Source organism: Thermosipho globiformans, from assembly GCF_003990895.1.
Classification (GTDB): Bacteria; Thermotogota; Thermotogae; order Thermotogales; family Fervidobacteriaceae; genus Thermosipho; species Thermosipho japonicus.
Window position 1 is genome coordinate 81,904 of sequence record NZ_BHXD01000003.1, and the last position, 14,456, is coordinate 96,359.

The following is a 14,456-nucleotide window of genomic DNA, read 5'->3' on the forward strand; positions in this document are numbered from 1 at the left end:
TGCTCACGCATTTTATATGGGAGGGATTGTTTTGAAGCTAAAGATCTATTCGCCAAACGGTTTAATGTTTGAAAAGGATGTTACCGTGGTAACTGTTAGAACTGTTGAAGGGGAAATGGGATTACTTGAAAGGCGTGCACCTATAATTGCTAAACTAAAAGTTGACAAGGTTGTTGCAAAAGATAACACACAAACTTATGAATACGTTATTGATGATGGTTTTTTACATTGTGATGGAGAAAATGTTATAATAGTAACAGAGGATATAAAAAAAGAAATAGATCCACATAAGTATTTGGGAGGATAGTTACATGATTGCATTCATAGCTGATTCTTCCTTTGATATGCCAAATGTTAAAACAAAATATCCAATTTTTTTTTCCCCACTAAGGGTTATAATTGACGGTAAAGAGTTTGTAGACAAAGTTAATTTAACAGTTGATCAATTTTACGAGATGCTTAAAAATGCAGAGAGTTTTTCAACCTCTTTGCCTAATCCTAAAGAAACTGAAGAGTTAATTAAAAAGCTGTACGATGAATATGACAAAATATACATGCTCTCATTATCAAGCAAATTAAGCGGAACATTTAATATGTTCCAAATGATAAGTCAGAATTTTAAAGACAAAGTAAAGGTTTTAGACTTAAAAACCGCAAGCATAGAATCATACGCAATTTTTAGAAAACTAGTTGAATATGCGGAAAAAGATATAGAACTCACACAAGATATAGTTGATAAGATAAGAAAAAATTTAAAAATGTACTTTGCCGTTATGGATTTAAAATACCTTGAAAAAGGCGGACGAATTGGAAAAGCAAAGGCTTTACTTGGAAAGATGTTAAAAATAAAACCAATTTTGAGTGTTGATGAAACGGGTGCCGTAGAATCAATTGCAATGGAAAGAAAACTTTCTTCACTTGTAAATAAGCTTATTGAGCTTGGTGAAAGCTTCTTAAAAGAACATCAAATAAGTGATCCGTATTTCTTAGCAGCCTATGGTAGTAAAGAATATAAGAAATATATAGATAGATTAGTGCAACATTTCAATATAAAGGATATTACTCAAATAAGTGCAGCAGTCGGAATCCATACTGGTCCAGAAGTATTTGGATTTGTTGTCAGTAGTTAATATTTGAAAGGGGGGAATGGAGGAATTATCCTCCACATTATGGAAAAAAACCTTTCTAAATTATTTTCAACCAGCCTTCCTGGTGATGACCTCGTAGCTTTTGTATCTGTATTTTTCTCACTAGGCTTTGCTGCAAATTTCTTTTTCAGTTTCACAAATAAAAATATTTATATATCTAATACGATATTCTTGGTGGGGATCCTTGGTTATCTTTTAATAGCATATAAATGGTGCTCAAATTTACCAGAATTTTTTAAAAATAATGTTTTAATTTTCTATAACTATGTTATTTTATCTATTTTGTTTTGTTTTTTATCATATTTCTTTCCCTTGTTATTTCTTATTTCCGGTTCACTTGTGATATCATTAATAATAGCAATAGATAAAAAGATACATCAAAGTAATATATTTTTAAAAATTATGTTCATATTATTAACGTTAACTTTTTATTTGCTAGAATTAGCACCAGACGTAAACTTTAGACTTAGAAATCTGAAAGAAGAACTTTAGGAGGTGGTTTTATGGATTACAGAGTATCTGCAAAAGGATTTGATTTAACAAATGCTGTAAAAAATTATATTGAAAAAAGATTTCAAAAGGTTGATAGGGTTTTAGAAGACGAAGTACATCTTGATATTAAATTAGAAAAAGATGCTACTAGTTTCATTGGAAAAGCAATGATGCATTATCTTGGCAAAGATCTTGTAGTTACTGAAACTTCCGATGATATTTATAACTTAATTGATATCCTATCAGATGCATTCGAAAAAAAATTAAAAAGGGAAAGAGAATATGCAAGAACTAGAAATAAATCAAATTTGAAGGGGCTCGGTGAGGTCTTTACAGACGAAATGCCTGTAGAAGAGTCTAAAGAAAAGATATCATCAGTTAAAAGAGTAAATCTAATGATAACAAGTGTTGAAGAAGCAATCGCACAAATGGAAGTTATGAATCATGAATTCTTCGTTTTTAGAAATATGGAAACAGATGAAATTAATATGTTAATTAAGGGAAAAGATGGTAAATTTGTTTTATATGAATTTCAGGAATAATTAAAATCTAATACAAAATTTCTAATGGCTTCGGACTCTTCCGAAGCCATTTTATTTTTTTAATAGGTTATATTTTATGTTAAAATTAGATTGGGGTGATTTTAATGATAGAATATTCATTAATATATGAGGCTGTATACAACTTATTTGAAAAAGGATACCCAAATGAAAGTTTGGAAAAATTAGTCGATTCATTAAAAAAACATCTTAAAGTCAATGAATTAAGTTTAGCAATCTTTGAAGAAAGAAAAAATATTTTCAGAATAGTTGCTGGTATCAATGCTGGAAAAAAAATAAAAGCTAATGATGAAAATTTCAACAAACAGATTATACCTTTAGAATTTGAAGGTAGAAAAATAGGTGCAATAATAGTGGGAGAAAACTTTGAAAAAGATCAAATTTTTATAGATGAATTTTCAAAGTTTTTTGCGTTAGTTTATGATCTTTTCTTAATTAATAGAAGAAAAGAAAAATTAGAGAAGATACTACAACTTACAGACATATTTGAAAAAAGTGATAGTCTAGGAGAGCTTAAAAAAAATTTTGTCGGAGAACTTTATAAGTACATTCCAAGTGAATTTGTGTTTTTAGCCAAAAAAGCAGGAGAAGATTATTTTATTGAATATTCCTACCCGGTTGAACCTTCTGAAAGCTTAATACCAGGTTTTTCTGATTTTTCAATAAATGTATTTAAAAGTGAACCACAAATTTTGAGAAGCATCAATATAGATTTTAAAAATTTTAATGTAAAAATAAAGTCAGTAATGAGTATACCTTTAAACGGCACAGAAGATGGGTGGTTGATTTTCATAAACAAACTACACGGTGAAGGATACATCCCAGAAAAAAGTTATGAAGATTTTGATCTAGAACTTGTGGTCGCCTCTGTAAAAAGATTCCAACTTGCAATCTCAAGACTTGTATATTATAAAAAGCTTCAAAATGAAATTGACAAACTAAATGAGCTAAAAAAAGAACACGAAAGGTTAATAGAAGAACAAAAAGAGCAACTACGAAAAATGAGCATAGTTCACTATATCAGTCAAGCAATGCGAAGTAGTAGTGATCCAAAAAATGTCTTGAAGATATTACTAATAGGTCTTACATCAGGAAGAACCCTTGGATTTAATCGAGCACTTTTACTTTTAAAAGATTTTGAAAAAAACTCACTTATCGGTAAAGCATGGATTGGCCCTGCAAATGAAGAGGAAGTAGAAACAATATGGAAAAAAGCAAATCAGCGTGCTATGCGATATGCAGACGTAGTTCAATACCTTCGAGAAGAATCCTTAGGTTTAGATCTTGAAGGAGAATTAACTAAGCAAATTAAAGATAAGATTATTCCATATGGTGCTAGTAGATTTCTTGAAAGGGCTGTTCTAAGAAGAAAAATTGTTCATGTTAACAAAAAAATTTTAGACGGATTAGAAGAAGTAGATTTTCTAGTACCGCTTCTTGGAGTAGATGAATTTGTAATTGTACCTTTAATAGGTAAGAATGACACAATCGGGGTTGTAATATTAGACAATAAATTTTCAAAGCATGAAATTGATAGTGTAGATATAGAAATTTTAAGACTTATCTCAGATAGTGCTGGCCTTGCAATTGAAAATTCAATAAATTACCAAGAGTTAAAAGAAAAAACATTGAATCTTGAAAAACAAAAAAATCTTGTAGAATATTTAAAAGAGTTTTCAGATCTTATTCTACAAAATCTTTCGGCAGCAGTGGTTGTCTTAGGAAAAGATGGTAAAATAACCGAATGGAACGAAAGAGCAGAATATTACTTTGGTAGAACAAAAGAACAAATGTTAGAAAAAAGATTAGCCTATTTAGGTGGGGAATTTGAAGACATAGAAAGTATGGCTCTAGAAGTACTAAAACTGAAAGAAGAAATTAAACTTTCAAATTACCTAATACCAGTAATGGGACAGGAAAAATATTTTGATGTATCTTTTTCTCCGTTATGGGACTCTGAAAGAATAACTCTTAAAGGAGTTATTGTCACTTTTGAAGATGTCTCAGAAAGAGTTATTTTAGAAAAAGAAAGAAAGAAGCAAGAGAAATTAGCTGCACTTGGTGAAATGGCTGCAAGAGTTGTTCACGAACTAAGAAATCCAATTTCTGTTCTTGGAGGATTTGTAAAACGTCTTGAAAAATATGCAAACGATGAAAACAAAAGATCTAAATATTTAAAAATTATATCTGACGAGATTGTAAGACTTGAAAGTATTGTTTCTGAAATTCTAGAATTTAGTAGAGATAAAAAAATTATTGAATTTTCAGAATTCAATTTAAACGAATTGATTTCTGAAGTCTACATTCTACACGAAGATAGGATTAAGGAAAAAAACATACTCTTTGAATTTAAGACAGATCAAGAAAATATAGAAATTTATGCGGATAAGTCTAGAATCAAGCAAGTTTTAATAAACTTAATTCAAAACGCTATTGATGAGACACCTATTGGTGGTAAAATAGTAATAGAGGTCAAAAAATTATTAAAATCTGTACAAGTAAAAATATGGAATGAAGGAAAACCTATATCAAAAGATATTCTTGAAAAATTATTTACTCCATTTTTCACTACAAAAGTACATGGTACGGGCTTAGGTTTGCCAATTTGTAAGAAAATAGTTGAAGATGAACATAATGGAAAAATATGGGTTGAACCTGATGAAAATGGGAATGGATTCATATTCGAACTACCTTTAGAAAACAAGGAGGATTAGTATGCAAGAGATAATGTTAAAATCCAAAATTCATATGGCCAAAGTAACAGACAAAAGCATTAATTACATGGGAAGTATAGGAATCGATACAGAACTGTTAGAAAAGGCTGGAATGAAACCTTATGAACTAGTTTTAGTTGCCGATGTAAATAATGGTCAAAGATTTGTAACTTACATCATTCCCGAAGAAAAAGGAAGTAAAAAGATAGTGGTAAATGGTGCTGCAGCTAGATTAGTAGAACAAGGAGACAGAGTAATTATAATGGCGTTTGGTATGTATGACAGCAATGAATATAAAGGTCCAAAAGTAATTATAATGAATGAAAAAAACGAAATAGTTGAAATTAAGCAAGAGGGAGTTTAAAAGAAAGATGGTATATTTTGGCCCTCAAAAGTTAAGTTATATTGGCAAAAAGCTGGAAAATATACTATCCAGAGACAAAGAAAAACTCTTAGATTTTCTAAATAGTTATAAAGAAAAATTGGATGTTTTTCATAAACATCTAATATTGGTTTCTATTTCAAGCGATAATGATTTTGCATTAAGTGCTGGCTTTAATCCTGAGGGTAAGTTTTTTTATGGTATTTCAATCACAAGTCCGTTTTTAAAATCTCCATCGCTATACAAAATAAAAGATTATGTCAACGAAGAATTTGAAGCATTATACAACTCTATTTTTAATAAGAACATAATTTCTAAGATTCAAGCTGGAATTATAAGGTTTCCACTTCAAACTCATTTTCTTGCTGTTGGTGGTGAAAAATCACTTGTATCAAAGGAAATGTTTTCAGAAGAAATTACTGGAAAGCCTTGGCTTAATTTTGCAAAAATAATTGACAATGAAGCTTATGAAAAAATTATGAATGTAAATGGTAAAAAAATAGGATTTCTAAAAATGTCATTAACCGACGACGGTATATATTTTTTCGGAATCATTAATGATCCACATAAAAATCTATATGCCGAATTTTTCAGATTTTTAAGGGAAAAATATAAACTGCCTTCTGGGAAATACTATCCTGTTATGGAAATTAAAGACAAAGTTGTTGGAACGTTTAAGCTTGAATTAGAAGAAATTTTTTCCGAAGAAAAGTGGAAAATTTTGGAAAAATTTATAGACGATTTTGAAAAATTTAGGAGGTTCGTTGCTCAAATGGGGGGATAGCTTATGATTAATGTTTCAAACATCGAGGAAGTATTAACTAAGATTCCTGGAATTCAGGCTGCAAAAGCTGTTGTTGAAGATGAAGAAATTGTTGAGCTTCATGTAGTTGCAGATGATGAAAAACTTCCAAAGCAAATTGTCCGAGATATAGAAACAGTATTATTTGCAAGCCTTGGTATTAAAATTGACAGAAAAGTTATAAGTATAGCACAACTAAATTCCAAAATTGAAACTTCTAAAGTTTTACCTTACAGACTTGAAAAATTAGACGTAAAAGATGAAGGTAAAAATATTAAAGTTTCTGTTGAAATCGTACACGGGCAGGAAAAAATGTCCGGTGAATTTTCCGGGCCTAAAACAAGTAGAAATATACCTATTGTAATTGGAAATGCTGTTTTAAATGCTCTTGAAAACATACACGATTTTGTAATATCTGTTGATGATATAGCTGAAGTTTCTTTAGCCGGAAAAAACTTTTTAATAACTCACCTTACCAAAGAATATAAAAATGTAGAAGAAAGCATTATAGGAGCTGCTCCAATAGAAAAGGATAAATATACAGCAATTGCTGAAAGTGTTTTAGAAGCATTTAGGAGGTTGTAAATGTTTTATATAGAGACATGGAAAATGCCTGGAGATTTGAATATGGCAATTGATTATGTTTTGGGTAAAAGTCAAAGCTCTTACTTTAGACTATATACTTGGAAAAATCCTACTTTATCCCTCGGAAAAAATCAATCAGTTGATGTAGTAAATACTACATATTTGAAAGAAAATGGGATCGACTGCGTTAAAAGGCCTACAGGTGGAAGAGCTGTTTTACACAGTGAAGAACTAACATATAGCTTTATTATTCCAAATACCGACCCATTGTATAGACTCTCTGTTTTAAAGCTTTATAAAGAAATTTCCACTATTATTGTTGAGGCATTAAATAATATAGGCATCCCCGCTGAGATTGTTTCTCACTCTAGTAGAGGAAATACTCAATTATGCTTTGATGCTCCATCATGGTATGAAATAGTACTTAATGGGAAAAAGATCATAGGAAGCGCACAAATGAGAACAAAAAGTTTTGTATTGCAGCATGGTTCAATAGTACTTAAAACAACTACAGGAATTGAAAAATGTTTTAAAGATGGAAATGAGCCTATAACCCAATATGGATTGGATCTTGCAAAAGAAGTTGATATAGAAGAATTAAAGAATTCTCTCTACAAATCGTTTAGTAAAAGATTTCAACTTAAAAGATTCGAAAAAGTAAATGAAATAATTTCCCTAGCTGAAAATGAAAGGATGAAGTTTAAATGCTATATTTAATTGGAACACCCATTGGAAATTTGGAAGATATTACATTGAGAGCGCTGAGAATACTCCGAGAAGAGATAGATTATATTTTTGCTGAAGATACAAGAAGAGCTTTAAAGCTCTTAAATTTTTTTGATATAAAAAAGCCCGTAAATTCATTTAATGAACATTCATCGATAAAAAAGAAAAACAAAATTTTAGAATTATTAAAAGATAATAAAAACGTAGCATATATCTCTGACGCTGGAATGCCTGTTATATCTGATCCAGGTACAGAACTAGTAAATATATGCCTTGAAAATAATATTCCCTGGGATGTTATCCCTGGCCCCAATGCACCTATTACAGCATTAAGTGCTAGTGGATTCTATGGAAATAGATTTTTATTCCTGGGGTTTATGCCTCGTGATAAAAAAAGAAGAAGACTTTTAAGAATGATTAAAGAAGAAAATCTTGCAGAAGTTTTCGTGTTTTTTGAAAGTCCAGAAAGGTTATTAAAAACTCTAAAAGATATTCTTGAAATAATTGGAGATGTTGAAATATTTATTGCAAGAGAACTTACAAAAATACATCAAGAATATTTTAAAGGAACAATTTCAGAGGCCCTAGAACACTTTTCATCAGGTGTAAAAGGAGAAATTACTGTTGTTTTTAAAAACAAATTGTTGACAAAAAATAATAATGGGTGTATACTCTAATCAACCCCGGAAGGAAACGGGGAATGTAAAAAGATTTACGAGGAGGCGTTTTTTTATGAAAGGTACAGTAAAGTGGTTTGATGCAAAAAAAGGTTATGGATTCATTACTAAGGAGGACGGAGAAGATATCTTCGTACACTGGAGTGCAATCCAAACAGATGGTTTCAAAACATTAAAAGAAGGTCAAGAAGTTGAATTTGACGTTCAAGATGGACAAAAAGGTCCACAAGCAGCAAATGTAAAACCTCTTTAATTTGTAAAGTTAAAGTAGGATAATAATCAGCCCCCATTTAATGGGGGCTTTTAATTTATTTTGAAGAACTATCAGTTGAAGCACTTGAAGAAGATTTTCTACTATCTGTTATATAAAAACCACTGCCTTTAAAAACTATACCAACTCTTCCAATTGCTCTTTCCATTTTTGAACCACAAACATCACAGGTTATATCGGGATTATCATTAATAGAATGAAGTTCCACTTTTTCGTGACCACAACTCTTACATACATACCTATACATTGGCATATTCTCACCTCCTGTCTTATTTTCAGTAACTTTATATTTTCATTTTATATTATCTAACATCATTTATCATTCGTCAAGTATAAATGTTAAATTTTAAAGAAAATAGTTTTCTTATCTTAGTTATGATAAAATATCATATGTAAATACATCCTTTATATTTTAAATTTTAAGGAGGTTTTATATGCTCTATGCATTCGTTGGTTCTTTTATATTTACACTTATTTTAATACCTTTTTTGAGAAAAATAGCTTTTAAATTTGGTATAGTTGACAAACCAGATAATAAACTTAAAAACCATGAAAAATCAACTCCTTATTTAGGCGGTGCAGCATTTGTTTTCTCATTTCTGATTTTTACACCATTTAGCCTATTTAGAAAACTGTATATCGTAGTTCTTAGTTTAATGGGACTTTATGACGATCTAAAATCAATCAACCCTTGGCTAAGATTAACTATAGAATTTATAATAGGATTTCTTGTATCTACAAGATTTTTAACAAATCCTATTGAAATAATTATTGCCACAATTTTTTACGCTTTTTTGATTAACTCTGTAAATATGATGGATGGAATGGATGGAGTTTGTGCAATAACTTCAACCATAGCTGCATTTGGACTTATATGGACCGTCACATTTCCAAATGATAAATATTATTTAATATCACTTATTGGCTCATTACTTGCTTATCTTATATTCAACTTTCCACCAGCAAAAATTTTCATGGGTGATATGGGAAGCTACACTATTGGAGCAATTTTAGGAGTTTCCGTTATTTCATCTTTTTCAAAGAGTTTATCACACACTATAGCAACTCTAATAATCTTAAGTCCTTTTTTCCTGGACACATTTACAAGTATGACTAGAAGAGTTCTTGCTGGAAAATCACCTTTTGAAGGTGACAGAGATCACATTTATGATAAACTTTACAAAAGATTAAAAGATAAAAGAAAAACGTTTTTCACAATGGCTTTGATAAGTTCTATTTTTTGCCTACTAGGTATTTTATACATAAAATACGATAAACTTTCACTTTTCCTTACAGGATTTATGCTGACTATTTTAACAATTAAACTGTCTCTTTTAAAATATGATAATAAAGAGTTTGAAAACTAAAAAGAAAGGGTGTTCTATTTGTCATTAAAAAACAAAAATCTTTTGATGATGATATTGGCAGTTGCTCTATCAATAATTACATATTTCTTATTCAGAGAAATGTATTATTCTAATTCTGACTTTCCCTATTCCCAAGAAATTCTTGCCGCTCTTACAGGAACCGTCATAACCATACTAATTACATCACTTCTTTTAAACAAACAAACTGAAGTAGAAATGCTTAAAGAAGAAAATTTAAAAATCCTTGAATTAAAAGCAAGCATTTATAATGAGTTATTTAGCTATTTAGAAGAAGTGTTTTTAAAGCAAGAGGTGACAAAAAGTGATATTATAAAGCTTAAACTCATAAACCAAAAGCTTTCAACAATAGCATCTATTGATGTCTTAAAAATATTTGAAAAATTTATTGAAGAATTTAACCTCGCCACCAAAGATAAAAAGATTTTAGGAGACGACATTGATGATTTACTTGAAATATTATCATCGCTTTCCAATGCTATCAGATATGATTTACTTGAAGGAAAACACGTAGAAAAAGCGTCAGAAAAATTGGAAATTTTCAACCAAATTTTAAAGAATACGGAAAAATTAGAAAAAAACGAAGTATAGGAGGAAAAAATGCTCTGGTCTTTTATTCTTTCGTTTTTATTATCACTTATATCACTTCCTATAATAAGAAAAATATCTATTAAGTATAACATTATTGATAAAAAAAGTTCCATGCCATATTTTGGTGGATTATCTATTATTTTTTCACTATTACTTTGTACACCGTTTAATATTTTTCAAAAATTTTATATTATTATATTTGGATTTTTAGGTATTTACCTTGACTTAAAAACAATAAATTATTTAATAAAGCTTCTAATAGAAGCATTATTAGGGTATCTTGCGGCAAGTCAATATTTATCAAATCCAGTTGATCTAATAATAGCTATTTTGTTCTTTATATTTATAGTTAACTCAATACAAAATAAAGAGGGAAAAAGAAAGCCTCTTTCTATTGTATTTTTAATCTCCTCACTTTTTTTAGCTTTAACTATCTCAGTTCCATTCAATAAATACTTTCTACTTTCCATTTCTGGCTCTTTAATCGCGTATGTAATTTATAATTTCTCAATAAGGAAAGTTTCCCTGGGAAACACAGGAAAATATGCTATTGGAAGTATTTTTGGAATTTCAGTAATTTCTTCCCTTTCAAAGGGATATTTATACTTTTTTGCTTCAATCATTGTTCTTCTCCCATACCTACTAGATACAGCGCTTGGTATATTTAGAAAAATAATCTACAAAAAGCACTTGGCAAAAGATGAGAAAAACAATATCTTTGATAAAGTGTTTAAAAAGGTAAAAGATAGAAGAAAAGCTATATTTCTTTTTCTAATAATATATTTGATCTTTTCACTAAATGGATTTTATTTTCTTTATAATCCATATACTTCTTTAGTTATTTCCATTCTTTTTTCAATCTTTATAATATACAAATTAGAACTTTTTAAATATGACGGTGATAATAAATGAAGAAAAAAGCAATCTTTATTTTCATAATAATCATACTTTGGATCTTACTAATATTTTATTTTTCCTCACGTAATCCTCTTTATTCATCACAACAATCATCTTTTGTCACTAGGGTATTAAGAAAAATAGATCAGATAATAGACTTTTCAGATACCACGTTGTTTAAAAAGATGGAAATATTTTTAAAGAAGCTATGGTTTAAAACCCAATACGTTCCTGCGGAAATGTTAGTAAGAAAAACCGCACATTTTGGCCTATATTTTATACTAGGTTTTTTTAGTTTTTTTGGTTTTCATTTGCTTATTAAAAATATTTTTTCGATTCTACTTGCTATAACCTTCCCAAATCTTATAGCAGTTTTAGATGAATATACCCAGCAGTATTACAATCGTGGCTCCTCATTAAACGATGTAATTATTGACCTATCAGGCATTATATTTGGTGTTACTTTTGCAGTTATTGTATATTATACTTTCAAATTAATAAGGAAAATTTTTAAGAAAAAAGGAAATTCTGAAAATTTACAAAACTAAAGAAAGTGTAATAATTACTATATTATCGTGTAAAATGAGAATGATATAATCAATTTGAGGTGGTTATATGCGCGTAGTAACGGTAGGTGTATTTGACGGAGTACATAGAGGTCATCAAGAAATTCTAAACTCTCTAAAAAATCTTTCAAAGGAATATAATGCATCACCTGAAATATATACAATAGTTTTTCCAATGGAATATTATACAGGAAATTTTGATGGTCTCTTAATTTCACTTGAAGATAGAATTACCCTACTTGAAATGTACGGCAACGTTTATACATTAAATCTCCATGAAATAAAAGATCTTTCACCTTACGATTTTTTTGATTTTATTTCAAAAGACACCAAAGCAATAGTAGTTGGTCAAGATTTTAGATTTGGAAAAAATGCTGCAGGAGATATTAAATTACTTGAGAAACTTTCAAAAGAAAAAAATATTAATCTCAATGTAGTCAATGATCTAATCATAGATGGTAAGAGAGTAAGTAGTACTTTAATAAGAAAGCTATTGAAAGAAGGCAATATTAAAAAGGTAAATTATCTTCTTGGAAGAAATTATCCTATATATGGAAAAGTATACAAGGACAAACAACTTGGGCGAAAATTAGGCTTCCCAACAGCAAATATCAGAAGATCTAAAGAGTTAATTACTCCAAAATTTGGAGTTTATCTTTGTAAAGTCTACACACCAAAATTACATTTTGGATTAATGAATATCGGACTAAGGCCAACTGTTGAAAAAACAAAAAGCGTTAAATATGAAGTTTATATTCTTGATTTTAACGAAGATTTATATGGAAAAGAAATTAGAGTTGAACTTCTTGAATATTTGAGAGATGAAACAACATTTGATAGTATCGATGCTTTAATTGAGCAAATGAAAAATGATGAAAAAACGGCAAGAAAGTTATTGGAGGAAAAATATGGAAATTGAAAAAGTTGCAAAGTTAATAATTGAGAATTTTCCAAGGGATCATAAAGAAAAAGATCCCTTTAAGGTTTTAATAACAACAGTCCTAAGTCAAAGAAGCAAAGATGAAAACACCGAAATTGCCGCTGAAAATCTTTTTAATAAATATAAAACACCGTTTGAACTTTCAAAAGCAAAAGAAGAAGATATATATGAATTAATTAAACCAGCAGGCTTATACAGGCAAAAAGCAAAAAGAATCATAGAAATTTCAAAAATAATAGTTGAAAAATACTCTGGAATAGTACCAAATAGTTTAGAAGAACTCTTAAAACTTCCAGGTGTTGGTAGAAAAACAGCAAATATAGTTTTATACGTTTCTTTTTCAAAACCGGCATTAGCAGTTGACACTCACGTTCATAGGATTTCAAACAGACTTGGGTGGGTAAATACAAAAACTCCAGAAGAAACTGAATTCAAACTCATGGAAATACTCCCTAAAAATCTTTGGGGGCCTATCAATGGTTCTATGGTGGAGTTTGGAAAAAAAGTGTGCAAACCTGTATCTCCAAATTGTAAAATATGCCCAATTTCAAAATACTGCAAGTGGGAGGGGAAAAGATGATACCTTTATTTGATATTACAAGACAATATTCAAAAATAAAATCAGAAATAATTGAAGCAATTGACAATGTTATTTCAAAAGGAAGGGTAATTCTAGGACAAGAAGTTGAAAAATTAGAACAAAATATTGCAAATTTTATTGGTGTTAAATTTGGAATAGGTGTTGCAAATGGAAGTGATGCACTTGTTATTGCATTAAAAGCAATGGGACTTAAAGAAGGTGAAAAAGTAATAACAACTCCATATACATTTTTTGCTACAGCTTCGGCAATAGTTAGAAACGGTGGTATCCCTATATTTGTAGATGTTGACAGCGAAACCTATAACATTGATCTAAATCAGGTTGAAGACGTACTAAAAAAGGAAAAAGTATTTGGTATAATCCCTGTTCATCTTTTTGGTCAAACCGTTGATCTTGAAGGGCTATATTATCTAAAAGAAAAGTATGGCATAAAAATTCTTGAGGATTGTGCTCAATCAATAGGCTCAGAAGGGATTTTGAACGGTCAAGTCAAAAAAAGTGGAAGCATAGGAGATGCTGCTATTTTTTCATTCTTTCCAACTAAAAATTTAGGGGCATATGGTGACGGGGGAATGATCGTAACAGACGATGAAAAAATATATGAAAAGGCAAAAATGCTTAGAGTACATGGTGCAAAAAAGAAATATTTTCATGAAGAAATAGGTTTTAATTCAAGATTAGATGAAATTCAGGCTGCAATTTTAAATGTTAAATTTAAATATCTAAATTCATGGACTGAAAATAGAATTAAAATTGCGAAAAAATACAAAGAAGAATTTGAAAAACACAAATTAGAAGTAATATATCCGAAAATTCTTAATAAACCTTACAAATACCACGTATTCCACCAATATGTAGTAAAATTCAAAAGTAATAAAATAAGAGAAAAGGTTAGAGAATATCTATCGGAAAATAAAATAGGAACGAGCCTTTATTATCCGGTTCCACTTCATCTTCAAAAGTGTTTCGCTTATTTAGGATATAAAGAAGGAAGTCTACCTGTATCAGAAGAACTTTCCAAGACAACTCTTGCTCTACCAATATTCCCAGAATTAGAAGAAAAAGAAATTGAAATAATTGTTCAAAAAATAAAAGAGGCTATAGAGGAGGTAGAATAAA

Annotated in this window: 19 protein-coding genes; 18 read left to right on the forward strand and 1 reads right to left on the reverse strand. The window is 29.6% G+C overall.

Annotated elements, in window-relative coordinates; translation table 11 throughout:
* Positions 1 to 31 precede the first annotated feature (31 nt).
* The 11 genes from EO083_RS03515 (at position 32) to EO083_RS03565 (ending at position 8,339) form a co-directional block, all read left to right on the forward strand.
* On the forward strand, positions 32 to 307 hold the full coding sequence (locus EO083_RS03515; protein ID WP_004100557.1) for a F0F1 ATP synthase subunit epsilon: 276 nt from the start codon (positions 32 to 34) through the stop codon (positions 305 to 307).
* Between the two features lie 4 nt (positions 308 to 311).
* The gene (locus tag EO083_RS03520) at positions 312 to 1,130 is read left to right on the forward strand and encodes a DegV family protein (RefSeq protein ID WP_126992813.1); all 819 of its coding nucleotides are present in this window, start codon (positions 312 to 314) and stop codon (positions 1,128 to 1,130) included.
* Positions 1,131 to 1,169: 39 nt separating this feature from the next.
* The gene (locus tag EO083_RS03525; RefSeq protein WP_126992814.1) at positions 1,170 to 1,640 is read left to right on the forward strand and encodes a hypothetical protein; all 471 of its coding nucleotides are present in this window, start codon (positions 1,170 to 1,172) and stop codon (positions 1,638 to 1,640) included.
* Between the two features lie 11 nt (positions 1,641 to 1,651).
* On the forward strand, positions 1,652 to 2,182 hold the full coding sequence (locus EO083_RS03530) for a ribosome hibernation promotion factor (protein ID WP_126992815.1): 531 nt from the start codon (positions 1,652 to 1,654) through the stop codon (positions 2,180 to 2,182).
* Between the two features lie 104 nt (positions 2,183 to 2,286).
* On the forward strand, positions 2,287 to 4,914 hold the full coding sequence (locus EO083_RS03535) for a GAF domain-containing sensor histidine kinase (protein ID WP_126992816.1): 2,628 nt from the start codon (positions 2,287 to 2,289) through the stop codon (positions 4,912 to 4,914).
* A gap of 1 nt (position 4,915) precedes the next feature.
* A complete protein-coding gene (gene panD, locus EO083_RS03540) occupies positions 4,916 to 5,278 on the forward strand; it encodes an aspartate 1-decarboxylase (protein WP_126992817.1) in 363 nt (120 codons plus the stop codon).
* A gap of 7 nt (positions 5,279 to 5,285) precedes the next feature.
* Complete coding sequence (locus EO083_RS03545; RefSeq protein WP_126992818.1) at positions 5,286 to 6,080, forward strand: DUF4895 domain-containing protein; 795 nt, start codon at positions 5,286 to 5,288, stop codon at positions 6,078 to 6,080.
* A 3-nt stretch (positions 6,081 to 6,083) separates the two neighbouring features.
* On the forward strand, positions 6,084 to 6,683 hold the full coding sequence (locus tag EO083_RS03550; RefSeq protein ID WP_126992819.1) for a hypothetical protein: 600 nt from the start codon (positions 6,084 to 6,086) through the stop codon (positions 6,681 to 6,683).
* Positions 6,684 to 7,400 (forward strand): lipoate--protein ligase family protein, encoded by a 717-nt coding sequence (locus EO083_RS03555; RefSeq protein WP_126992820.1) that lies wholly within the window; start codon positions 6,684 to 6,686, stop codon positions 7,398 to 7,400. It begins immediately after the preceding gene.
* On the forward strand, positions 7,388 to 8,086 hold the full coding sequence (gene rsmI / locus EO083_RS03560; RefSeq protein WP_126992821.1) for a 16S rRNA (cytidine(1402)-2'-O)-methyltransferase: 699 nt from the start codon (positions 7,388 to 7,390) through the stop codon (positions 8,084 to 8,086). Before EO083_RS03555 ends, rsmI begins: the two co-directional genes overlap by 13 nt.
* A 55-nt stretch (positions 8,087 to 8,141) precedes the next feature.
* On the forward strand, positions 8,142 to 8,339 hold the full coding sequence (locus EO083_RS03565) for a cold shock domain-containing protein (protein ID WP_004100538.1): 198 nt from the start codon (positions 8,142 to 8,144) through the stop codon (positions 8,337 to 8,339).
* A 55-nt stretch (positions 8,340 to 8,394) separates the two neighbouring features.
* Here the strand turns inward: EO083_RS03565 and EO083_RS03570 are convergent, their stop codons facing one another.
* A complete protein-coding gene (locus tag EO083_RS03570; RefSeq protein WP_126992822.1) occupies positions 8,395 to 8,610 on the reverse strand; it encodes an FmdB family zinc ribbon protein in 216 nt (71 codons plus the stop codon).
* Positions 8,611 to 8,791: 181 nt separating this feature from the next.
* Here EO083_RS03570 and EO083_RS03575 point away from each other — a divergent pair, with 181 nt between their 5' ends.
* The 7 genes from EO083_RS03575 to EO083_RS03605 all read left to right on the forward strand — a co-directional run bounded on the left by EO083_RS03575 (position 8,792) and on the right by EO083_RS03605 (position 14,455).
* The gene (locus EO083_RS03575) at positions 8,792 to 9,724 is read left to right on the forward strand and encodes a glycosyltransferase family 4 protein (RefSeq protein WP_126992823.1); all 933 of its coding nucleotides are present in this window, start codon (positions 8,792 to 8,794) and stop codon (positions 9,722 to 9,724) included.
* A gap of 18 nt (positions 9,725 to 9,742) precedes the next feature.
* Positions 9,743 to 10,333: a hypothetical protein gene (locus EO083_RS03580; RefSeq protein WP_241229957.1), complete on the forward strand. Its 591-nt coding sequence runs from the start codon at positions 9,743 to 9,745 to the stop codon at positions 10,331 to 10,333.
* 9 nt (positions 10,334 to 10,342) lie between these two features.
* On the forward strand, positions 10,343 to 11,245 hold the full coding sequence (locus EO083_RS03585; protein WP_126992824.1) for an MraY family glycosyltransferase: 903 nt from the start codon (positions 10,343 to 10,345) through the stop codon (positions 11,243 to 11,245).
* Positions 11,242 to 11,778 (forward strand): VanZ family protein, encoded by a 537-nt coding sequence (locus EO083_RS03590; protein WP_126992825.1) that lies wholly within the window; start codon positions 11,242 to 11,244, stop codon positions 11,776 to 11,778. The genes EO083_RS03585 and EO083_RS03590 overlap by 4 nt, the downstream gene beginning before the upstream one ends.
* 67 nt (positions 11,779 to 11,845) lie before the next feature.
* Entirely contained in the window at positions 11,846 to 12,715 is an 870-nt protein-coding gene (locus EO083_RS03595; protein WP_126992826.1) for a bifunctional riboflavin kinase/FAD synthetase, read from the forward strand.
* The gene (gene nth / locus EO083_RS03600; protein WP_126992827.1) at positions 12,705 to 13,316 is read left to right on the forward strand and encodes an endonuclease III; all 612 of its coding nucleotides are present in this window, start codon (positions 12,705 to 12,707) and stop codon (positions 13,314 to 13,316) included. The genes EO083_RS03595 and nth overlap by 11 nt, the downstream gene beginning before the upstream one ends.
* A complete protein-coding gene (locus tag EO083_RS03605; protein ID WP_126992828.1) occupies positions 13,313 to 14,455 on the forward strand; it encodes a DegT/DnrJ/EryC1/StrS family aminotransferase in 1,143 nt (380 codons plus the stop codon). The genes nth and EO083_RS03605 overlap by 4 nt, the downstream gene beginning before the upstream one ends.
* Position 14,456 lies beyond the last annotated feature (1 nt).

Excerpts from the sequence above, each read along its gene's own strand:
- nth (WP_126992827.1), top strand. The coding sequence starts at position 12,705 with ATGGAAATTGAAAAAGTTGCAAAGTTAATAATTGAGAATTTTCCAAGG.
- EO083_RS03555 (WP_126992820.1), top strand. The coding sequence starts at position 6,684 with ATGTTTTATATAGAGACATGGAAAATGCCTGGAGATTTGAATATGGCA.
- panD (WP_126992817.1), top strand. The coding sequence starts at position 4,916 with ATGCAAGAGATAATGTTAAAATCCAAAATTCATATGGCCAAAGTAACA.
- EO083_RS03530 (WP_126992815.1), top strand. The coding sequence starts at position 1,652 with ATGGATTACAGAGTATCTGCAAAAGGATTTGATTTAACAAATGCTGTA.
- EO083_RS03550 (WP_126992819.1), top strand. The coding sequence starts at position 6,084 with ATGATTAATGTTTCAAACATCGAGGAAGTATTAACTAAGATTCCTGGA.
- EO083_RS03520 (WP_126992813.1), top strand. The coding sequence starts at position 312 with ATGATTGCATTCATAGCTGATTCTTCCTTTGATATGCCAAATGTTAAA.
- EO083_RS03535 (WP_126992816.1), top strand. The coding sequence starts at position 2,287 with ATGATAGAATATTCATTAATATATGAGGCTGTATACAACTTATTTGAA.
- EO083_RS03570 (WP_126992822.1), bottom strand. The coding sequence starts at position 8,610 with ATGCCAATGTATAGGTATGTATGTAAGAGTTGTGGTCACGAAAAAGTG.
- rsmI (WP_126992821.1), top strand. The coding sequence starts at position 7,388 with ATGCTATATTTAATTGGAACACCCATTGGAAATTTGGAAGATATTACA.
- EO083_RS03565 (WP_004100538.1), top strand. The coding sequence starts at position 8,142 with ATGAAAGGTACAGTAAAGTGGTTTGATGCAAAAAAAGGTTATGGATTC.
- EO083_RS03585 (WP_126992824.1), top strand. The coding sequence starts at position 10,343 with ATGCTCTGGTCTTTTATTCTTTCGTTTTTATTATCACTTATATCACTT.
- EO083_RS03575 (WP_126992823.1), top strand. The coding sequence starts at position 8,792 with ATGCTCTATGCATTCGTTGGTTCTTTTATATTTACACTTATTTTAATA.
- EO083_RS03525 (WP_126992814.1), top strand. The coding sequence starts at position 1,170 with ATGGAAAAAAACCTTTCTAAATTATTTTCAACCAGCCTTCCTGGTGAT.
- EO083_RS03545 (WP_126992818.1), top strand. The coding sequence starts at position 5,286 with ATGGTATATTTTGGCCCTCAAAAGTTAAGTTATATTGGCAAAAAGCTG.
- EO083_RS03595 (WP_126992826.1), top strand. The coding sequence starts at position 11,846 with ATGCGCGTAGTAACGGTAGGTGTATTTGACGGAGTACATAGAGGTCAT.
- EO083_RS03590 (WP_126992825.1), top strand. The coding sequence starts at position 11,242 with ATGAAGAAAAAAGCAATCTTTATTTTCATAATAATCATACTTTGGATC.
- EO083_RS03605 (WP_126992828.1), top strand. The coding sequence starts at position 13,313 with ATGATACCTTTATTTGATATTACAAGACAATATTCAAAAATAAAATCA.